The organism is Streptomyces sp. NPDC005728 (genome assembly GCF_040630895.1).
In the GTDB taxonomy this organism is placed as follows: Bacteria; Actinomycetota; Actinomycetes; order Streptomycetales; family Streptomycetaceae; genus Streptomyces.
This window is the reverse complement of sequence record NZ_JBEXYL010000012.1, coordinates 1-19,905: the sequence shown is the minus strand read 5'-3', so window position 1 is coordinate 19,905 and position 19,905 is coordinate 1. Positions and strand designations below refer to the sequence as shown.

Genomic DNA, 19,905 nt, shown 5'->3' with positions numbered 1-19,905 from the left:
GCCTCACCCATGCTGGCGAACGGGACATGACCGCTGTCCGGAGATGCCCGCGCGAATCGTGGTGGTACGCACCGGACCTGGCCACCGGAAGGGCGGAGCGTCGATGAGGCTCGTCGTCGATCTCAACAAGTGTCAGGGATACGCCCAGTGCGCGTTCCTCGCGCCCGACGTCTTCGCCATGCACGGCGAGGAGTCGCTCGTGTACAACCCCAGGCCGGACGAGGAGCAGCGGGAACGGCTGGCGCGCGCCGTCGCCGCCTGCCCCGTGCAGGCGATCACCGCCGACGGTCTGGACGGCGGCACGGAGGAGAGTGCCGTGTCCGGCCGGGAGGCGTCCGATGGCCGCTGATTACCTGGACTGGCTCAGGCGCGAGGGCCGGATCGTCATCGTGGGCGCCTCACTGGCCGGCCTGCGGGCCGCCGAGACCCTGCGGGCCGAGGGCTTTGCCGGTGAACTCACCCTGATCGGCGACGAGCCGTACGAGCCGTACGACCGGCCGCCGCTGTCCAAGGCTGTCCTGCTGGGCAAGGCGGACCCGCTCCACACCGAGCTGCCCCGGTGCCGCGAGGTCGACGCGAAGTGGCGCCTCGGCGTCGCCGCGACCGGTCTCGACATGACCGCGAAACGGGTGCGGCTGGCCGACGGGGACGAGGTCGCTTACGACCGTCTGCTGATCGCGACCGGAGTGCGCGCCCGGCCCTGGCCGAAGGAGTCGGAGGCGCAGCTGGACGGCGTCTTCGTGGTGCGGACCCGGGGCGACGCGGCCGCCCTGTACCGACGGCTGAAGGCACGGCCGCGCCGCGTCCTCATCATCGGCGCCGGGTTCGCCGGGTCGGAGATCGCCTCGGCCTGCCGGGAGATGGACCTCGCGGTCACCGTGGCCGAACGCGCGGGCGCACCCCTGGCGGGAGCGCTCGGCGGGGTGATCGGCGCGGTGTCCGCGGAGATGTACCACGAGAACGGTGTCGACCTGCGCACCGGTGTCATGGTCACGGGGCTGGAGGGCGATTCGGTGGGCCGGGTGAGGGCCGCCCATCTGTCCGACGAGAGTGCCGTCGAGACGGACCTGGTGGTCGTCTCGCTCGGCTCGATGCGCAACACCGAGTGGCTGGCCGGGTCGGGGCTCGGCGCGGGTCCCCGGGGCATCGCCTGTGACGCGGGGTGCCGCGCCTTCGACTTCCGGGGCATCGTCACCGACGACATCTTCGTCGCGGGCGATGTCGCCCGGTCCCCGCACGCGCTGTTCGGCTACCAGTTCCTCTCCCTCGAACACTGGGGCAACGCCGTCGCGCAGGCCGAGATCGCCGCGCACAACATGATCAGCCCCAGCAGTGAGCGCCGCCCGCACCTGTGGGTGCCCGCCTTCTGGTCGTCGCAGTTCCGCGTGAACATCAAGTCCGTCGGCGTCCCGCCCATGGGCGATCAGGTCATGATCACGCAGGGCTCCCTGGCCGAACGCCGCTTCGTCGGCGTCTACGGCTACCAGGGCCGCACCATCGCCGCCGTGAGCTTCGACAACACCCGGTGGCTGGAGTTCTACCAGCGGGAGATCGAGCGGGGCGCGCCGTTCCCGGTGGAGTACCCGACGGTGGACCGCCGCCCCGACGGCCGCCATCCGGTGCCGGCCGAGTTCCCCGACCCGTCCCTGCCGACCCACGGCCCGACCGTGACCCTCAGCGGCTACTCGCCGACCGACCGGCAACTGGTCTTCACCCCGGGCCACTGACCCGGCGCCCGGCCCTGACCCACCCCACGGACCTTCACGCCCCCAAGGACCCCGCATGACCCACGCCTCGCTCCTGCGCCAGATCACCGACTTCGCGAACCGTGCCAACCCGTATCCGCTGTACGAGGAGCTCCGCAAGACTCCGGTGCTGCACGAGGAGGCGAACGGTCCGTTCGTCATCAGCTCGTACTGGGACATCGAGAGCCTGCTCCACGACCCGCGGATCAGCTCCGACTTCACCAACCTCACCGCCGTGGGCGACGACGAGCTGTCCGGACCGGAGGCGACGGGGCTGCCTCCGAGCTTCATCCGGCTCGATCCGCCCGAGCACGACCGGCTGCGGCGGATCGCCAACAGCTCCTTCGGACCCCCGCACCAGCCCACCCGTATCGATTCCATGCGCGGCGAACTCGCCAGGATCGTCACCGACCTGATCGACGGGTTCGGGGACGCGCGGCAGATCGACGTGGTCGACCAGTTCGCGTACCCCTTCCCGGTGACCGTGATCTGCCGGCTGCTCGGTGTGCCCCGCGAGGACGAGCCCCGCTTCCGTGCCTGGGTCGACCCGATCGTCGCCGGCCTGGACCCGGACACCCGCACCAGCCCCGGCTCCGAGCAGGCCGCGCAGGAGGCACGGCTGCAGCTCGGCATGTACTTGAACGGGCTGGTGGAGCAGCGCGCCAGGGAACCGCGCGACGACATGCTGTCCGACCTGGTGCACAGTCACGCTCCGGACGGCGCCATGACGACGATGGAGGTGCTCAGCACCGCGGTGCTGCTGCTCATCGCGGGCCACGAGACGACCGTCAACCTGATCACCAACGGCATGCTCACCCTGCTGCGCCACCCCGAGTACCTGCAACGGCTGCGCGACGACCCGGGCCTGTCCGTGAAGATCGTCGAGGAACTCCTGCGTTACGAGCCGCCGGTGCAGCTCGTGCCGCAGCGCACCTGCATCGCCGACATCGAGGTGCGCGGTGTCACCATTCCCAAGGGCTCGCGGATCTGGCTCGTGCTCGCCGCGGGCAACCGGGACCCGCAGCGGTTCGCGGACCCCGACCGCTTCGATCCGGACCGCGGGGACATCCAGCACCTCGGCTTCGGCAGCGGCATCCACAGCTGCTTCGGCGCCCCGCTGGCCCGGCTGGAGGCCCAGATCGCGCTCACCGAACTCGTCCGCCGCCTCGACAACCCCCGGCTGGTCGAGGACCCGCCGCCCTACCGCCCGAACGCCGTGCTCCGCGGCCCGCGCCACCTGAACATCACGTTCGACGCCCTCCAGTGACCTCCCCCACGCTCGGACGGAGCCGGCGCGAGGGCACTCCCGTCGGCGGCCGGGTCAGTGCGCGAGCCGGCTGAGCCGGACCAGGCCGACCCAGGTCTCCGGTCCGGGCTGGGCGTAGGCGGCGCGCACCAGGTAGGGGCCCGGATCCAGCGGGACGCGCAGGTGCTCCTCGCCCGCCGCCGCGCCGCCCGGCCAGGCCGAGTCGAACAGCACCACCGGGCCGGGCACGTTCCAGCGGATCTCGTGTTCCCACACGGCCGTGTCGAGCGCGGCGGGGATCCGGGCCAGCAGCTCGCTCTCGGAGTTCGCGGCGGACCAGCGCACGAAGGTGCCGTGGTCGGGCAGGTAGGAGGTGGAGGCGGGTTCGTCGCCGAAGACGAGGGCCGCGCTGTCGCCGACCGGGAGCAGTCCGACGTACCCGTCGACCTCGCAGGCGCGGTCGTAGTCCGTGGCCAACTCCTCGCTGTCGGCGCCCGCCCAGAAGGCCAGCACCGTCTCCGGTACGGCTATCAGCGGGCCGCCGCCCGACTCCACCCACTCCAGTGCGCCTGGATCCGCGTATCGAGCCATGGGCAGAACCTACACGGGCGGGAGTCAGCAGCCGCACGCGCCTTCCACGGGTGCGGTCAGCGGGTCGGCGTCCCGCTGCGCCGGTCCCTCCCAGGTCTCGTACCCGAAGCCCTCTCGCGCCCAGTACTCGAAGCCGCCGAGCATCTCCTTGACCTGGTAACCGAGTTCGGCCAGGGCGAGGGCGGCGCGGGTGGCGCCGTTGCAGCCGGGGCCCCAGCAGTAGGTCACCACCGGGACGGACCTGTCGAGGAGTTGCTCGGCCTGCTCGGGGATGAGCGCGGTCGGCAGGTGCACGGCGCCGGGGATGTGCCCCTGGTCCCAGGACTCGGTCGAGCGGGAGTCGACCACGACGAAACCGGGGTCGCCGCCGGCCGCGAGCGCGGTGGCCACGTCGGACACGTCGGCGTGGAAGGCCAGGCCGGCCCGGAAGTAGGCGGCGGCCTCGGCAGGGGCGGCGGGGGCGACCCGCAGGACGGGGTTCACGGAGTGAGTGATCATGACCAGAAATCTAGGGCCGCGGGCCGGCTCACTGAAGTGGCGATCCCCGGGGTTCCTCTTGTTCGGCCGGGGATCTCCCTGCTATCCATCCGGCATGACCGTGTATTCCCCGGACGCCACCGACTGGCGCATCCTCGAAGTCCTCCAGCGTGAGGGCCGGGCCAGCTACGCCGAGCTGGCACGCGCCGTCTCCATGTCGCCGAGCGCGGTCACCGAACGGGTACGCCGGCTGGAGGAGGCCGGCGTCATCCAGGGGTACGCGGCGGTCGTGGACCCCGAGCGTCTCGGCCTGCCGATCCTCGCGTTCGTCCGCCTCCGCTACCCGAACGGCAACTACAAGCCCTTCCACGACCTGGTGGCGGCGTCCCCGGAGATCCTGGAGGCCCACCACGTGACCGGCGACGACTGCTTCGTCATCAAGGTCGCCGTGCGGTCGATGCCGCATCTGGAGGAGGTCTCCGGCCGGATCGGCGCGCTGGGTTCGGTGACCACGAGCGTGGTGTACTCCTCGCCCCTGCCCCGGCGCCCGCTCGGCCGCTGACCCGACCGGAGCGTTGCCGCCCCCGAATGGGTCACGTACCGGCGGGCGGGCGAAGGCTCACGAGCGGCGATCCGAGAGCTCTCCACGGGCACGCGCCGCTTCGACCTCGACGCCATGGGCCGAGTGACGGGTGTACGCGCCCACGGCTGGTGCGAGACCTACGCCTACGACAGCGCCGGCAACCTCACCGACGCGGCCGCGGCCGCCCACTCCGCCGCAGGTGGTCGTGACGTCGACGGCATGCCGATCCGGCGGGCGGGCAACACCATGAAAACAAGGTGTGGCCCGGCTGAGGTCCCGGCGGGTCTTCCGCGAGGCCCGGTGTGGTCCGAATCGAATGTCGCCCATCACTGCGGCGGTCCTCACCCTGGAGCGGCAACGCTCGAAGAGCTTTCTTGTCACCGGGCTGAATGGGGGTGAACCGATGGTTTCACGCGGTTGAACGTTCACGGCTGAGGCGAAGTCGGGGGGCGACACCAGCGGAACCCGTGTGGCGGCCGGACAGATCCTATTGGCCGAAGCATGTCAGTCGCCCCAAGGAGTCACCCCCTGATGCCGAGCATCACGTCCGCCGAGATACGTACCGTCCCGGCGAGCGGCAGATCCGCACCGCCCCAAGGCCACGCCCTGCGGCTCGACATCCAGGGGCTGCGCGCGGTGGCCGTCGGGCTGGTGGTGCTCTCCCACGCCGGGGTGTCCCAGGTCAGCGGCGGCTACATCGGTGTCGACGTCTTCTTCGTGATTTCCGGCTTCCTCATCACGTCGCTGCTGTCCCGCGAACTCGCCACCACCGGCCGGGTGTCGGTCCGTTCCTTCTACGCCCGCCGGGCACTGCGGCTGCTTCCCGCGTCGTCCCTGGTCATCGCCGTCACGCTGGGCGGGTCGTGGCTGTTCCTGTCGAAGGCGCGGCTCGCCGAGTACGCGGGCGACGCGCTCGCCAGCGCGGTGTACGCGGTCAACTTCCGGCTGGCGGCGGCCGGTACGGACTATCTCACCCAGAACAGTCCGCCGTCGCCGGTCCAGCACTTCTGGTCGCTCGCCGTGGAGGAGCAGTTCTACCTGGTGTGGCCGCTGCTCCTGCTGCTCACCTGGCGGGTCGCCCGCGGTCGGCGCCGACTGGTCGCGGTTCCGCTCGGGGTGCTGTGCCTGGGGTCGTTCGCGGAGGACGTTCTCGTGACGAACTCCTCGGCGCCCTGGGCGTACTTCGGCTCCCACACCCGAGTCTGGGAACTGGGTGTCGGCGCGCTCCTGGCGCTGGCCACCGGCCGGCTGGAACGACTGCCCGCCGCCCTCATGGCCCCGCTGACGTGGCTCGGCCTTGCCTGCGTCACGCTGGCAGCGGTCTGGTACGACGACGAGACGCCCTTCCCCGGCTACCACGTCCTCCTGCCGGTCGTCGGCACCGCGCTCGTACTGGCCGGCGGCTGCGCGCCCACCCCGCACGGCGCGGGGTGGCTGCTGGGGCGGCGACCGCTGGTGTGGCTCGGCGGACTCTCGTACGGCTGGTACCTGTGGCACTGGCCGCTGCTGGTCATAGCCCCGGCGGCGCTGGGCCGCGCCGACGGCACCGCCGAAGTGCCGCTCGCGCTCGGGCTGTCCGCGGCGGCGCTCGGCCTGGCGTGGCTGACGCTGCGCCTCGTCGAGAACCCGGTCCGCTTCCACCGGGCCTTCCGCAGGCGCCCCCGCCGTGCCCTGGCCCTCGGGGCCGCGCTGTCCGCGGGCGCCTCGGCGCTGTCTCTGACGGCGACGGCGGTTCCACCGACGATCGAGGTGGGCGACCCCGCGCCCGCGCTGGCGCCGACTCTCTCCGACGCACCGGCCCCGCAGGCACGTCTCAACGAACTCCTGACGTCGTCCCCCACCGCCCTGCCGAGCAACCTCGCCCCGCCCCTGCCGAAGGTGAAGTCCTCCCGCTCCGCGGTCTACCGAGACGGCTGCCACGTCGACTACGCCGCCACCCGCACCCGGCCCTGCGTCTACGGTGACCGGACATCGTCCCGTACGGTCGTCCTCTTCGGCGACTCCCACGCGGCCCAGTGGTTCCCGGCCCTGCAACAGCTCGCGACCGCACGCGGCTGGAAGCTGGTCTCGTTGACGAAGGCCTCATGCAAGGTCGCCGACGTGACCATCGTCACCGGTCACAAGCCGTACACCGCCTGCGACACCTGGCGCTCCAACGCCATGGCAAGGATCAAGACCCTGCGCCCCGCCCTGGTCGTCGTCTCCTCCTCGGACGCCGGCGACCCGGCCCGCCCCGCCGCCGACTCCCTCCACCAGTGGACCACCGGCTTCGAGAACACCTTCCGCGCCCTGGCCGCCTCCGGCTCCCGGGTCACCGCCCTACTCGACACCCCATGGCCCAAGGGGGACCCGATCGACTGCGCCGCCAGGAACTCCCTGCAACTACGCACCTGCGCAAACCACTTGCCGGACGCGACCCGCGACGCGACCCGCGGCGCAGCCATCCGCACCGCCGCATCCGCAACGGCCACCACAGTCATCGACCCCACCCCCTGGCTCTGCTCCCCCCGCACCGGCATGTGCCCCGTAGTCGTCGCCGACACCGCCGTCTACCGCGACGACAGCCACCTCTCAGAGGCGTACGCCGAGGCGCTCGCCCCGGTTCTGGCGCCGTCACTGGATCGCCTCCTGGGTGCGCCCTGAACACACCGGATGATCACGGCGACGGTGACCGAGTGATCACGGCGATGTCGAATGGGAGGGGAGACTGCGGATCTCGGCCGCCACACGAAGACCCTTGCCGGATCGGCAGGTCCCGCCAGCGTCCGGGCTCCGGCGCACGGAATGCCGGGTCACAGACGTCGCAGGTCTGAAAAGGCCGCGTTGCGCGAAGCCAAGCCGGACCACGTTCTGCTGGACGGCACCCTGGCGGAGCGCGACCGGGTCGGCGACGGCCGGGCCGACTTCTCCCCCAGGCACCGCCGGCACAGGACGAACCTACAGGTGGTGACCAACCCGGCCGGACAACTGCTGTGGATCTCGCGCGCCCTGCCCGGCCGCACCCACGACCTGACCGCCGCCCGCACAGGCGACCGAAATCCTGAGCCCACCTGATTTCCAGGTTGCCGCCCGGATGGTCAGGCCCGGTAACCACCATTGGCCCATGACCGCTCGCAACCCCGTCCAGCAACTCGCCGCCCATGCACAGACCGTCCTCGGCGAGGGCCCGTTTCCCCCGCCTCGCGGCTGGACACACATGGGGGCGGTGATCTGCGACGCCGGCTTCCATGCGCGCCGCAAGTACATGTCCATGCTCCGGCCGCGGCTTCTGCAGTTCCAAAAGGCATGGCCCGACGCAGCGACGGTCCGCGGCTTCCAGGCACGCCTCGCCACGGAAGACCTCGCCACCGCCATGAACTTCAACAGTCCCCGCAGGGTTGCTGCAGCCCATGGCATCACCGACCTCCTGGCCACGAACGGCGTTGACACCCGTGGCTCACGCGACGGCCCGTCCGGGGGACAGGCGGGGGACAGAAGGGCGAAGACGACCAAGGAAGGGAACAAAAAGGCAGGTGATAAATGCGTCCTGACTGGCCGCAATGTACGGGCGGGCGAGCGAAGGCTCACGAGCCGTCCGCGCCCCGCTGCCGCAGCGAAGACCCCGACCGTCCCTTCACGACCTCCAGCTGGGCGTGGACCCGGCGGCGCAGGTCGGCGACATGGCTGACGATGCCGACGCTGCGGTCGCGTTCGCGCAGGGAGTCGAGGACGTCCAGGACCTCGTCCAGGGTCTGGTCGTCGAGGCTGCCGAAGCCCTCGTCGATGAAGAGGGTGTCCAGCCGGACGCCTCCGGCCTCGTCGGTGACGACGTCGGCAAGGCCGAGGGCGAGGGCGAGGGAGGCGAAGAAGGTCTCGCCGCCGGACAGGGTGGCGGTGTCCCGCTCGCGGCCGGTCCAGGCGTCCACGACATGCAGTCCGAGTCCGCTGCGGCCGCGTCCGGTGCGGTCGTCGGAGTGGACCAGGGTGTACCGGCCCGAGGACATGCGCTGCAGGCGTACGGTCGCGGCGGCCGCGACCTGCTCCAGACGGGCCGCCAGGACGTACGACTCCAGGCGCATCCGGCGTTCGTTGTCGGCGGAGGTTCCCGCCGTGAGGGCGGCCATCCGGGCCACCCGGTCGTACTCCTCGCGCAGCGGGGCGAGGCCGCGTACGCCCTCGGCGGCGCGGGCGGAGAGGCGGTCCAGCTCGGTGCGGCTGCGGGCCGCAGCGTCGTGCCGGGAGGCGGCCTCGCGCAGCCGCCGTTCCGCCTCGGCCGCCGTCTGCTCGGCCGCGGCGAGGCCGGCGGGCGGCTGCTGGGCGGCGTCCGCCGTGCCGGCCTCCGCCAGCACGGCGCGTACGGCCGCCTCCTCCGACTGCCAGGTGTCCAGGCGGTGTTGGAGATCGCGGTGGGCCGTGTCGTCCAGGAGGGCGGCGGCCGCGGCCTGCGGGGTGTCGAAGCCGGCGCGGTAGGCGGCGTCGGCGAGGCGGGCGTCGGCGTCCTTGAGGCGCTGGGCGGCGTCCTCGGCGGCGCGTGAGGTGTCGGCGGCTTCGGTGAGCAGTGCCGCCTGCCGCTCCAGCTGTGCGGCGCGGGCGGCCACGCTGGCGGCGGTACCGCGCGCCTGCGTCAACTCCTGTACCAGGGCCCCTTGTTCACGGTCCAGTGTCTCGCGCCGGGTGAGGCGGGAAGCGGTCCGCACGGCGGCCTGCTGGCGGGCCCGAAGGCGCTGTTCCCGCTCGTGCTCGGCCTGCCGCAGCTCCTCCTGTGCGGCGTGCAGGGCGGAGGCGTTGCGGCGGGCGCGCGTGTACTCCTGTTCCAGCGCGTCGGCCTCGGCGGCGAGCCGGGCGGTGGGTGTGTCGCCGGCTTCGGCGCCGGCCGCGGCCAGGGCCTCCCGTACGAAGCCCAGGCGCCGTTCGTCCTCGGTGTGCTGTTCCCCGGCCCGCTGGTGGGCGGCGAGGGCGTGCTCCTCGGCCTCACGGTCGACGTGTCCGGCGACCCTGCGGGCCGGGGCGGGGTGCTCGACGGCTCCGCAGACGGCGCAGGGCGCGCCGTCGGTGAGGTGCGCGGCCAGCTCCGCGGCGATGCCGTTCAGGCGCTGTTCCTTGAGGTCCAGCCAGTGGGTGCGGGCGTCCAGGGCGCGCTGCCCGGAGGCGAGGGACCGGCGCTGTGCCTCCTCCAGGTCCGCGGCCAGCTCGTCCCGGGTGCGGGCCGCGCCAAGGCGCCGCCGTGCGGGTTCGCGCTGGACGGCGAGCTGTTCGGCGCGGGTGGCCGCCTCCTGGGCGGACTCGATGCGGGACCGGAGACCCGCGCGGGTGGCGTCCCACTCGTCGAGCCAGCCGTCGGCCTCGCGCAGGGCGTCCTCGTCGGCACGTTCCTGCCGGTCCAACCCCGCTCGCTCCTCGACCAGTTCGGCGAGCCGCTGTTCGGCGCGCCGGGCCGACTCGAGACCGCCCAGCTCCTCGGCGGCGCGGCGGGCGGCGGCCGCGAGGCCCGCGGGACCGGCGCCGGCGGTGGCAGTGGAGTCGGGGAGCGCTCCGCGCGCGCGGGCCTCGGCCTCGGCGGCCCTGCGGTGCTCGGCCTCGGCGGACTCCCACAGCTCCAGCGCGGGCGCCACCGTCTCCGCCTTGCGGGCGCGGGCCATGCGCTGCTGCGCCTCGCGGTGGGCACCGACGCGTTCCTCGAGGCGCTCGGCCCGCTGCCGTGCTTCGGCGAACCGGGCCTGCAGCCGGGCGAGTTCGCGTACGTCGTCCAGGGCGCGCTGCGCCGCGGCGTGGCCGGACTCGGCGGCGGTGAGGCGGCAGTGGGCGATGGTGAGGCGCTCGCGTGCGGTGCTGCGGGCCGCGGCGGCGGCACCGAGGACGGTCTCGGTCAGGCCGGGCTCGCCGGGGCTCAGCTCGGGCAGCTCCATGGCGTCGCCCGCCGCCTGCTGCATGCGGTGCGCGTCGGCGAGCAGCGCGGCGTCGCCCTCCCGTACCCGGGCCTCGGTGGCGCGCCGGCGTTCGGCGAGCCGCTTCTCGACGTCGGCGAAGCGCTGCGTGTCGAAGAGGCGGCCGAGCAGCCGGCCGCGGGCCTCGGCGTCGGCGCGCAGGAAGCGTGCGAAGTCGCCCTGGGGCAGCAGGACGACCTGGCAGAACTGTTCGCGGCTCATGCCGAGCAGCTGGGTGACCTCCTCGCCGACCTCCTGGTGGGAGCGGCTGAGGTCCTTCCAGGCGCGGGCTGTGGTGTCGTACTCGCGCAGCCAGGTCTGGGCCTTGTCGACCGTCGTGCCCTTGCCGCGCAGCTTGGGCCGCTCCCACGGCGGCTGCCGGGTGATCTCCAACCGGCGTCCTGCGACGGTCAGTTCGAGGCTGACCTCGGTGCGGGTGCCGGGCTCCGCGTGGTCGCTGCGCAGGGTCATGCCCTGGCCGCTCTGCCGGGCGCCGGGCACGGAGCCGTAGAGCGCGTAGCACACGGCGTCCAGGACGGAGGTCTTGCCCGCGCCGGTGGGGCCGTGCAGCAGGAAGAGTCCGGCGGCGGACAGGGGGTCGAAGTCGACGCTCTGGGAGCCGCCGAAGGGGCCGAAGGCCGAGATGTCGAGCCGGTGCAGCCTCACCGGGCCACCTCCCGCACGGCGTCGTCGGCCCGCACCGCGTCGAGGGCGTCGCGGAGCACGGCGGTCTCCTGGTCGTCGGGTCCGGCGCCGCGCACGTGGGCCACGAAGTCCTCGGCGATCTGCTGGTCGCTGCGGCCCGCGAGCCGCCGGGCGTAGGACACCTCGGGGTCGTCCGGGGCGCGTTCCGGGGCGAAGACCAGGCTGAGGGTGTGCGGGAAGCGCTCGGTGAGCCGGGCCATGGGGTCGGCCGGGCGGACCGGGTCGGTGAGGGTGGCCTCGACCCAGGCGTCCTCGTGGCGGGCGAGCCCGGGGTCGGCGAGGAGGTCGTCCAGGGTGCCACGGATGCGGGCCAGCGGGCGCGGCACCGGGCAGTCGAGGCGCTCGGCGGTGACCGAGCCGTCGGCGTCCAGGTCGACGAGCCACATGCTCTTGCGGTGGTCGGTCTCGGAGAAGGAGTACGCGAGTGGGGAGCCCGAGTAGCGCACGCGCTCGGTGATCGTCTGGCAGCCGTGCAGATGCCCGAGCGCCACGTAGTCGACGCCGTCGAACACGCCGGCCGGTACGGCGGCCACTCCGCCGACGGTGATGTCCCGTTCGCTGTCACTGGCCTGGCCGCCGGTGACGAAGGCGTGGGCGAGGACGACGGAACGGGTGCCCGGCGCGCGGCCGGCGAGGTCGGCGCGGACGCGGTCCATGGCGGCCGCGAGCACGGCTTCGTGGCCGGCCTTCTCCACCGCGAACTCGTCCTTCACCAGGGCCGGTTCGAGGTACGGCAGACCGTAGAAGGCCACGTCGCCGTGGGCGTCGGCGAGCAGGACCGGGGTGCCGGCGGCGGACGGCTCGGTGCGCAGATGGATGCCGGCGCGGTCGATGAGTCCGGCGCCGACGCCGAGGCGGCGGGCCGAGTCGTGGTTGCCGGAGATCATCACCGTGGGCACGCCGAGGTCCGCGAGTCGGTGCAGGGCGTCGTCGAACAGTTCGACGGCGGCGAGCGGGGGCACCGCGCGGTCGTACACGTCCCCGGACACGACCACCGCGTCCACCGCGTGCTCGCGCACGGTGGCGACGAGGTGGCCGATGAACTCGGTCTGGGCCGCGAGCATGTTCACCCGGTGGAAGGCCCGGCCGAGATGCCAGTCGGACGTGTGCAGCACTCTCACGACACCGCTCCGGCCAGCACGTCTACCCCATCCACACCCAAGGACCAGCACGAACCCGGGCAGGCTCGCACACAGCACCCACCACGCTAGTGCCTCCGCGCCCCCGATCCACCACGGACCTCGGCGTGCACCCCGCATCCACGCCCGAAATGGTCAGGAAAATCCCTAAGGAACCTGGATGTCGTCCGCTGTGCGGAACACCACTCCGCGGCGGATTCGGCACGGTCTGCTCCGTCGTCGCGTCGGTCATGTGCCGACCTCCACGTCCCGCCAGCCGCCCGACCGGACGGCGCGGGCGATGGCCTCGGCCGCGGCACGGACGTGCGGCAGCAGCCGGACCGGCTGGACGAGTTCCACGGGCCCGACCGCCCCGACGGCGGCCACGATGGCGCCGCGGCCGTCGCGCACCGGAACGGCGAGCCCGCCCTTTCCCACGGTGAGCGTGTTGCGGACCAGCGCGTGGCCCTCGCGTCTGATGCGGACGAGGCAGCGGCCCAGAGCGGCGCCGTCCGTGATCGTGGCGGGTGTGTACGCGGGCAGCGGACCGGCGCAGACCGCGCTCCGCAGGGGCTCTCCCGCGTGGGCGAGCAGCACCAGGCCCACCGAGGAGGCGTGCAGCGGCAGCCGTCCGCCCGGGTCGGAGTGCAGGTGAGCGAGATCGGTCCGGTTGGTCACGAGGGACAGGCAGACACTCTCGGCGCCGTCGCGGATGGCGATGGTCGCCCCGGCCGAGGTCTGCCTGTGCAGTTCGACCAGATGGGGCTGGGCCGCTTCGGCCAGTGACGAGCCGCGCGGTGCCAGCACTGCCGTCTCCCACAGCCGCAGACCGATGTTGTAGCCGCCGTCGGAGTCCCGTTCCAGGGCTCCCCATCCGGTGAGCTTGGTGACGATGCGGTGAACGGTGGCGACCGGCAGCCCCGACCGTCGGCTGATGTCCGTCAGCGTCAGGGTGCGGTTGTCGCGGTCGAAGGCGCCGAGGATGCTGAGCGTCCGGTCGACGACGGAGCGCTCCGGGGCGCCGGAGTGGGAGGTGGTCATCCCGTTCAGTTCCCTTCACCTGCACGTCAGGGGTGCTTGCTTACTCGTGCTGGCACCAGGCGTGAACTGGTGACGGGCGGCCATCGCTATCATCAAGTCTTCAAGCAGCCCAAGGAAGGTCGATCTCGGAACGTTCATGGTCGATTTCGCTTCGTTACCGATCCCTGTCGTCCCGTACACCCCGATCTGCCGACCCGGCCCGGGTATCGCGATCTCGACCCTGAGCGACCTGCGCGAACGGGCACCCCTGGGCCTCCTCGCCGCTCCGCATCGGCTCGACTTCCACCAGATCATGCTGGTCACCACCGGCCAGGGAACCTACGCCGTCGACTCCGCTTGCATACCGTGCTCCGCCGGCACGTTGCTGTGGACCCGGCCGAACCAGGTGATCCAGTCGTTTCCGGGGGACATGGACGGCGAACTTCTCATGTTCACCGAGGCGTTCCCCCTGCCGATGCATGCGAGCCTCGGACTGCTCGACGATGTGCTGCGCCCCAGCCACTGGCAGCTCTCCGACACCGAACTGGCCTTTTTCCAGCAGGTTCTGACACTGCTTCAGGCAGAGTTACGGCGCTCCGACCGGGGAACCGGCGAGCAGGTGCTCAAGCACCTGCTCGCAGTGGTGCTCCTCCGCGTCGACGAGGCGTGCCGTCTGCGTCACGAGGAGGCCGCTGCTCCGAGCGGCGAGACGGACGAACTGTTCGTCCGTTTCCGCCAGGAGCTGGAGGGCTCGTACCGCTCCACCCGGCTGGTGGAGGACTACGCCGCCAGACTCAGTTGCAGTACACGCGCCCTGTCCCGGGCCTGCCGTGCCGCCGGTACGTCCGCCAAGGACGTGATCGACGCCCGGGTCGCGCTGGAGGCGCGCCGGCTGCTCCTGCACACCGACCTGTCCATCGCGGCGATCGCCCGCCATCTCGGCTTCTCCGAGGTCACCAACTTCGGCAAGTTCTTCGTGCGGCGCGTGAATATGACACCCGGGGCATTCCGGCGGGACGGGCGGACCCGCCATCAGCCCGAATCCCGCGATTCCGGCGAGCGCTTCACCTCCCCGTAACGTATTCGACCATCACGCCGCGACCCGCAACCAGGATTTCTTTCCACTCTCTGGAAGACCGGTTGTCCAGGAATCCGGAAGCTGGCAAGACTGTGACCCGCGTGCTTCGGGCGGCCACTCCGAAGACATCGCGGACCTGCAGGTCTGTACCAGAAAGACCGGCCTGACCACTGCTCGACCCGATCACCCGCCAGATTACTGACGAGTTGTTGTCTGCCCTCCCCGGCAGTGAATCCCCAAAGCAGAACACCGCTCATATCTCCCCCGTTTCCCGGCCTGCCCGACTTCTGGGCGGCGCTTCGGGATTGCGCCCCGCCGACCGGGCGGAAACCCGGCCGGCCGAGGGGGCGTGCGCACCGCACCGTCCACGGGCCCCGGTGTGCCCGTACGCCCCGAGCGCGACGGGCCGGTGCATGCCCATCGACCGCACGCGGCTCCGGACATCCCGGAGCCGTGCCTGAGGAAGGACGACCCACCATGGCCGTAGTGACCGCTTCCGAGGCCGAGAGCTGGCTGATCGAGAAGATCGCCCACCGCCTCGGCGTGGCACCGGGCGAGGTCTCGCGCGAGGTGTACTTCGACGAGCTGGACCTCGACTCGACCGAGGCCCTCATTCTCGCGGGCGAGCTGGAGAACTGGCTCGGTTTCGAGCTGAGCACGACCACGCTCTGGTATCACCCGACCGTCAAGGACCTGGCGTCCTTCCTGGCCGAGGAGAGCGACCGGCGTGCGACCGCCGCGTGACCGACGCCCGCCGGTCGCCCTGGAGTTCAGGCCCGCCACGGCCGGCGGCCGCACCGTGTGCGTCGTCCATCCCGGAGCACTCGCGGCCCAGGTCCACCGGGGCCTGGCCGACGCGCTGCCGGAGGGCGACGGGCTGACCGTACTGGACCTGGGTGCGCTCGGCGAGTACGCGGACGCGGCGCTCAACGGCGGCCGGGCCGACACGACGGTGGACGCCCTGGCCGGCCGCCTGCTCGCCGCGATGGCGCAGGTCCAGCGGCCGTACACGCTCGCCGGGTGGTCCTTCGGCGGTGTGCTCGCCCTGGCCATGACCCGGGCGATGCCGGCCGAGCGGCGCCCCGGGCGGCTGGTGCTGCTCGACAGCATCGCGCCCACCGAGGAGTACAAGCAGCCCGACGAGGCGCTCGAACCCGGGCTGCTCCTGGGCTGGTTCGCGATGTATCTGGGGGCCAAGCGGGGCAGGCCGATCGGGCTCGCCCCCGAGGCGCTCGCCGGACGCGGGGCGGACGACGGGCTGCCCGTCGTGCTCGACGCGGCCGTCGCCGCGGGTGCCCTGCTCCCGGACACCCCGCTGCCGGGCCTGCGCAAGCTCTACGACACCTATGTGGACGGGCTGTTGCGCAACAACCGGCTGACCGCGCCGTACCGGCCCGGTCCCGCGCCGCTGCCGCTGGTGCTCGTGCAGGCCGAGCGCAGCCTCGTCCCGGACGACCCCACGCTCGGCTGGTCACCGCTCGCCCCGCTCGGACTGACCCGGCACAGCTGTCCGGGCGACCACTACACGATGCTCAGCCGCCCCGACTCCCTCGGTGTGATCGCGCCGCTGCTGCACGCGGCCTGACCCTGCTTCGCTCCTCTTCCGCGCGCCACCCGCAGGTCCCGAACCGCCCCGGGGCGTCTCCCCCAGGCCCCGCCGTTCCGACCAAGAGAGCCTCGCCGTGAACGCTTCGCACCCTTCCGACCTCGATCGCCGGCTCGCCCGGGATCCGATCGCGATCGTCGGCCTGTCCGCCCTGTATCCCAAGTCGCGTGATCTGCGCGCGTTCTGGGCCAACGTCGTCTCCGCGGCCGACTGCATCGAGGACGTGCCCGCGACCCACTGGGACGTGTCGGAGCACTACGACCCCGATCCCGCCGCGCCCGACAAGACGTACGCCAGGCGCGGCGGCTTCGTCCCCACCGTCCCGTTCAACCCGCTGGAGTTCGGGCTGCCGCCCAACACCCTCGAAGTCACCGACGTGCTCCAGCTGCTGAGCCTCGTCGTGGCCCGCGATCTGCTCAAGGACGCGGCCGCCGACCAGGACTGGTACGACGCCTCGCGCACCGGTGTGGTGCTGGGCGTCACCGGCGCCAACCAGCTCACCCAGCCGCTGACCGCCCGGCTCCAGACGCCGGTCCTGAAGGAGGTGGTCCGCTCCTGCGGGCTCACCGAGCGGGACGCGGAGGAGATCGCGGAGAAGTTCAAGCTGGCCTTCGCACCCTGGGAGGAGAACTCCTTCCCCGGCATGCTGGGCAACGTCGTCGCCGGCCGCATCGCCAACCGCCTGGACCTCGGCGGCACCAACATGACGATCGACGCGGCGTGCGCCAGCTCCCTCGGCGCGGTCAAGACGGCGGTCAGCGATCTGCTGGAACGGCGCTCGGACACGATGCTGGTGGGCGGCTGCGACGCCGAGAACACCATCTTCATGTACCTGTGCTTCAGCAAGACGCCCGCGTTCTCCAAGGAGGGCCGCATCCGCCCGTTCGACGGGGACGCGGACGGGACGCTCATCGGTGAGGGCATCGGCATGCTGGCCCTGCGCCGGCTCGCCGACGCCGAGCGGGACGGCAACCGCGTCTACGCGGTGCTCCGCGGCATCGGCTCCTCCAGCGACGGCCGCTTCAAGTCCATCTACGCCCCGCGCAAGGAGGGGCAGATGACCGCCCTGCGCCGGGCCTACGAGGACGCGGACTGCTCCCCGGCCTCCGTCGAGCTGTTCGAGGCGCACGGCACGGGCACGGCGGTCGGTGAGGCGACCGAGCTGTCCGCGCTGTCGGCGGTGGTCTCGGAGTTCACCGAGGAACGGCAGTTCGCGGCCGTCAGCAGCGTGAAGTCGCAGATCGGCCACACCAAGGCGGCGGCGGGCGCGGCCGGGATGATCAAGCTGGCGCTGGCGCTGCACCACAAGCTGCTGCCGCCCACCATCAACGTGGACCGGCCCAACCCGGCGCTCGACTGGGCGGAGAGCCCGTTCTACGTCGGCACGCGCACCCGGCCCTGGATCCTCGACCCGGCCCGGCCGCAGCGGAGGGCGGGCGTGTCGTCGTTCGGCTTCGGCGGCACCAACTTCCACGTGGTGATGGAGGAGTTCGGCGACGGCTCCGACCTGCGGGTGATGTTCCCCGTGAACCGGGTGTTTATGTGGCATGCACCTGACATCGAGCAGGTGGTGCGGGCGGTCGGCGAAGGCGGGGAACCCTGCACCGAACCCGCTCCGGCGGATCATCCTCGGCTCGCCCTGGTCGCCGGCAGCAACGCCGAACTCGCGGAACTGCGCGCCCTGGCCGCGGCCGAGCTGCGCGCCAAGCCGTCGGCCGAGTCCTGGTCGCATCCCAAGGGCGTGTACTTCCGCAAGTCCGCCGCCCCCATCGGCAAGGTGGGCGCGCTCTTCGCCGGGCAGGGCAGCCAGTACGTCGAGCCCGGCCGCACCGCCGTGCTCGCGCTGCCCCCGCTGCGGGCGGCCTTCGACCGGGCGAACGCGGCCTTCGCCGGACACGGACTCCCGCTGTCCCGGGTCGCCTTCCCGCCGCCCGCCTTCGACGAGGTGACCCGCACGGCCCAGGAGACGGCGCTGCGCCGCACCGAGTACGCCCAGCCCGCCATCGGCGCGCTGGCGGCCGGTCACTTCCGCTACCTGACGGAACTGGGCTTCGACGCGGACGGGTTCCTGGGCCACAGCTTCGGCGAGCTGGCGGCGCTCTGGGCCGCCGGCGCCCTGGACGACGACACGTACTTCGCCCTGGCCCGGGCCCGGGGCGCGGCGATGGCACCGCCCGCAGACCCGGACTTCGACGCCGGCGCCATGGCCGCCCTCAGCGCCCCCGAGGAGCAGGTGCGCGACCTGCTCGCCGCCCACCCGGAGCTGACCGTCTGCAACCGCAACGCCCCCGACCAGATCGTGGTGGGCGGCGCCACCGAGGCCGTCGAGCGGCTGGTGGAGGCGGCGGACGCGGCCGGGACACGGGCGCTCCGGCTGCCGGTGTCCGCCGCCTTCCACACGCCGTTCGTCGCCCACGCCGTGGCGGAGTTCGGGCAGCGGGTGGCCGACGCCGAGGTGGGCGAGCCGCGCCGCCCCGTGTACGCCAACTCGCCGGGCGCCTCGTACGGCCCGGACACCGACGCCAACCGGCGCACCCTGGTCGAGCAACTGGTCAAGCCGGTCGAGTTCGCCGACCGGATCGAGGAGATGTACGCGGCCGGCTTCCGCACGTTCGTCGAGTTCGGTCCGAAGGGCGTGCTGACGCAGCTGGTCCGCCGCGTCCTCGGCGAGCGCGAGCACTTCGCCGTGCAGCTCGATCCGGGCGACAAGGGCGACGCCGAGCTGACGCTGAAGCGCGCCGTGGCCCAACTGGCCGTCCTCGGCCTGCCGTTGGCCACCACGGACCGCTATGTGGCCGAGCCGCCGCACGAGGAGCCGGTCAAGGGCATGACCGTGCCGCTCAACGGCATCAACCACGTGCCCGAGGCCAGGAGAATGGCCTATCGGGAGGCGCTGGAGAGCGGCTACCGAGTCTCGTTGCCGACCGCGCCGAATCCCCTGGCTGCCTCCCCTGCGGCTGTCCCGACAGGAACTACGGCTGTCCCGGCAGCACCTGCGGTCGTCCCGGCACCTGCACCCCAGCAGCTCGCCCAGCAGGTCACGTCGGACTCCCAGCCGGTCACGCCCGTCGAACGGCCCCCCGCCCCGCAGGCCGCGCCGCTGGCGCAGCCCGCCCCACCGGACGTCCTGGAGTACGAGTTCATGGCAGAGGAACACCCGGCCCCCGCACCCGACGAGCGGCTCGCCGGGCTGCTCGCCGACCACCTGTCCCTGCACGACGACTACCTCACCGGCCAACTGTCCAGCGCCCAGCGCCTGATGGGGCTGCTGGAGCGGGCCGACGAGCAGGGGCGCGTGGGCGAAGTGCTCCCGGGGGTCGCCTCCGTCAAGGAGCACGGACTGGCGATCGGGCGCACGCATCTGCGGGCCAACGAGATCCTGCGGGACCTGGCGGCCCTGGAGTACGGCGCCGCCGCCCCGGCCGCCCCTGCGGCAGCCCCGGCCGCCGAGCCCCCCGCCGTCGTGGCTCCCGCGCCCGTACCGCGGGTGGCGGCGCCGCTGCCCGAGACGCCCGCCGCTGCCGCGCCCGCGGCCCTGGAACCCGCGGCCTCTGCCCCCGCAGCTCTTCCCCCCGCTGAGCCTGCGTCCGGCGGCTCCGCGGACGACGTACGGACCGCACTCCTCGACGTGGTGTCCCAGAAGACCGGCTACCCGGCCGACATGCTCGACCTCACCATGGACGTGGAGGCGGACTTGGGCATCGACTCCATCAAGCGCGTAGAGATCATGGGCCTCCTCCAGGAACGCTTCCCCAGCCCCACCCCCGTCGGCCCCGAACAACTCGCCGAAAACCCAACCGAATCCGGAAAGGGGGCGTAGGACAAAGCCAACG

General features: G+C 72.5%; 14 protein-coding genes and 2 pseudogenes. 11 read left to right on the top strand and 5 right to left on the bottom strand.

Going from position 1 to position 19,905, the window contains the following annotated elements:
* Positions 1 to 103: 103 nt before the first annotated feature.
* Genes ABZ471_RS11230 through ABZ471_RS11220 form a run of 3 tightly spaced genes read left to right on the top strand, consistent with a single transcriptional unit; the run spans position 104 to position 3,012 of the window.
* Positions 104 to 349, top strand: coding sequence for a ferredoxin (locus tag ABZ471_RS11230; protein WP_359064870.1), 246 nt, complete (start codon positions 104 to 106; stop codon positions 347 to 349).
* Entirely contained in the window at positions 339 to 1,727 is a 1,389-nt protein-coding gene (locus ABZ471_RS11225; RefSeq protein ID WP_359064868.1) for an FAD/NAD(P)-binding oxidoreductase, read from the top strand. Before ABZ471_RS11230 ends, ABZ471_RS11225 begins: the two co-directional genes overlap by 11 nt.
* Positions 1,728 to 1,782: 55 nt before the next feature.
* Entirely contained in the window at positions 1,783 to 3,012 is a 1,230-nt protein-coding gene (locus ABZ471_RS11220; RefSeq protein WP_359064866.1) for a cytochrome P450, read from the top strand.
* A gap of 54 nt (positions 3,013 to 3,066) precedes the next feature.
* Here the strand turns inward: ABZ471_RS11220 and ABZ471_RS11215 are convergent, their stop codons facing one another.
* On the bottom strand, positions 3,067 to 3,582 hold the full coding sequence (locus tag ABZ471_RS11215) for an immunity 21 family protein (protein WP_359064864.1): 516 nt from the start codon (positions 3,580 to 3,582) through the stop codon (positions 3,067 to 3,069).
* Positions 3,583 to 3,606: 24 nt separating this feature from the next.
* Positions 3,607 to 4,080: a rhodanese-like domain-containing protein gene (locus ABZ471_RS11210; RefSeq protein WP_359064862.1), complete on the bottom strand. Its 474-nt coding sequence runs from the start codon at positions 4,078 to 4,080 to the stop codon at positions 3,607 to 3,609.
* 94 nt (positions 4,081 to 4,174) lie between these two features.
* Here ABZ471_RS11210 and ABZ471_RS11205 point away from each other — a divergent pair, with 94 nt between their 5' ends.
* From ABZ471_RS11205 to ABZ471_RS11190, 4 genes and pseudogenes are all read left to right on the top strand, one after another.
* Entirely contained in the window at positions 4,175 to 4,621 is a 447-nt protein-coding gene (locus ABZ471_RS11205) for an Lrp/AsnC family transcriptional regulator (protein WP_359064860.1), read from the top strand.
* 265 nt (positions 4,622 to 4,886) lie between these two features.
* Positions 4,887 to 5,003: pseudogene (locus ABZ471_RS11200) on the top strand (IS5/IS1182 family transposase); the annotation flags it as partial.
* A 170-nt stretch (positions 5,004 to 5,173) separates the two neighbouring features.
* On the top strand, positions 5,174 to 7,285 hold the full coding sequence (locus ABZ471_RS11195) for an acyltransferase family protein (protein ID WP_359064858.1): 2,112 nt from the start codon (positions 5,174 to 5,176) through the stop codon (positions 7,283 to 7,285).
* 180 nt (positions 7,286 to 7,465) lie between these two features.
* Positions 7,466 to 7,669, top strand: a pseudogene (locus tag ABZ471_RS11190) (transposase family protein); the annotation flags it as partial.
* A gap of 536 nt (positions 7,670 to 8,205) precedes the next feature.
* Here the strand turns inward: ABZ471_RS11190 and ABZ471_RS11185 are convergent.
* From ABZ471_RS11185 to ABZ471_RS11175, 3 genes are all read right to left on the bottom strand, one after another.
* A complete protein-coding gene (locus tag ABZ471_RS11185; protein ID WP_359064856.1) occupies positions 8,206 to 11,211 on the bottom strand; it encodes an SMC family ATPase in 3,006 nt (1,001 codons plus the stop codon).
* Positions 11,208 to 12,371 (bottom strand): exonuclease SbcCD subunit D, encoded by a 1,164-nt coding sequence (locus ABZ471_RS11180; protein ID WP_359064854.1) that lies wholly within the window; start codon positions 12,369 to 12,371, stop codon positions 11,208 to 11,210. The genes ABZ471_RS11185 and ABZ471_RS11180 overlap by 4 nt, the downstream gene beginning before the upstream one ends.
* 246 nt (positions 12,372 to 12,617) lie before the next feature.
* Positions 12,618 to 13,409, bottom strand: coding sequence for an IclR family transcriptional regulator (locus tag ABZ471_RS11175; RefSeq protein ID WP_359064853.1), 792 nt, complete (start codon positions 13,407 to 13,409; stop codon positions 12,618 to 12,620).
* 136 nt (positions 13,410 to 13,545) lie between these two features.
* Between ABZ471_RS11175 and ABZ471_RS11170 the strand changes: the two genes are divergently transcribed.
* The 4 genes from ABZ471_RS11170 (at position 13,546) to ABZ471_RS11155 (ending at position 19,892) form a co-directional block, all read left to right on the top strand.
* Entirely contained in the window at positions 13,546 to 14,466 is a 921-nt protein-coding gene (locus ABZ471_RS11170) for a helix-turn-helix transcriptional regulator (RefSeq protein ID WP_359064851.1), read from the top strand.
* A gap of 477 nt (positions 14,467 to 14,943) precedes the next feature.
* Positions 14,944 to 15,210 carry an acyl carrier protein gene (locus ABZ471_RS11165; protein WP_359064849.1) on the top strand — a complete coding sequence of 89 codons (267 nt, stop codon included), beginning with the start codon at positions 14,944 to 14,946 and terminating at the stop codon, positions 15,208 to 15,210.
* Positions 15,194 to 16,051: an alpha/beta fold hydrolase gene (locus ABZ471_RS11160; RefSeq protein ID WP_359064847.1), complete on the top strand. Its 858-nt coding sequence runs from the start codon at positions 15,194 to 15,196 to the stop codon at positions 16,049 to 16,051. Before ABZ471_RS11165 ends, ABZ471_RS11160 begins: the two co-directional genes overlap by 17 nt.
* A gap of 97 nt (positions 16,052 to 16,148) precedes the next feature.
* Positions 16,149 to 19,892 carry a beta-ketoacyl synthase N-terminal-like domain-containing protein gene (locus ABZ471_RS11155; protein WP_359064845.1) on the top strand — a complete coding sequence of 1,248 codons (3,744 nt, stop codon included), beginning with the start codon at positions 16,149 to 16,151 and terminating at the stop codon, positions 19,890 to 19,892.
* Positions 19,893 to 19,905 lie beyond the last annotated feature (13 nt).

Bases quoted from the DNA above. Each gene is read 5' to 3' on its own strand.
- ABZ471_RS11230 (WP_359064870.1), top strand. From the start codon at position 104: ATGAGGCTCGTCGTCGATCTCAACAAGTGTCAGGGATACGCCCAGTGC.
- ABZ471_RS11225 (WP_359064868.1), top strand. From the start codon at position 339: ATGGCCGCTGATTACCTGGACTGGCTCAGGCGCGAGGGCCGGATCGTC.
- ABZ471_RS11220 (WP_359064866.1), top strand. From the start codon at position 1,783: ATGACCCACGCCTCGCTCCTGCGCCAGATCACCGACTTCGCGAACCGT.
- ABZ471_RS11215 (WP_359064864.1), bottom strand. From the start codon at position 3,582: ATGGCTCGATACGCGGATCCAGGCGCACTGGAGTGGGTGGAGTCGGGC.
- ABZ471_RS11210 (WP_359064862.1), bottom strand. From the start codon at position 4,080: ATGATCACTCACTCCGTGAACCCCGTCCTGCGGGTCGCCCCCGCCGCC.
- ABZ471_RS11205 (WP_359064860.1), top strand. From the start codon at position 4,175: ATGACCGTGTATTCCCCGGACGCCACCGACTGGCGCATCCTCGAAGTC.
- ABZ471_RS11195 (WP_359064858.1), top strand. From the start codon at position 5,174: ATGCCGAGCATCACGTCCGCCGAGATACGTACCGTCCCGGCGAGCGGC.
- ABZ471_RS11175 (WP_359064853.1), bottom strand. From the start codon at position 13,409: ATGACCACCTCCCACTCCGGCGCCCCGGAGCGCTCCGTCGTCGACCGG.
- ABZ471_RS11170 (WP_359064851.1), top strand. From the start codon at position 13,546: ATGGTCGATTTCGCTTCGTTACCGATCCCTGTCGTCCCGTACACCCCG.
- ABZ471_RS11165 (WP_359064849.1), top strand. From the start codon at position 14,944: ATGGCCGTAGTGACCGCTTCCGAGGCCGAGAGCTGGCTGATCGAGAAG.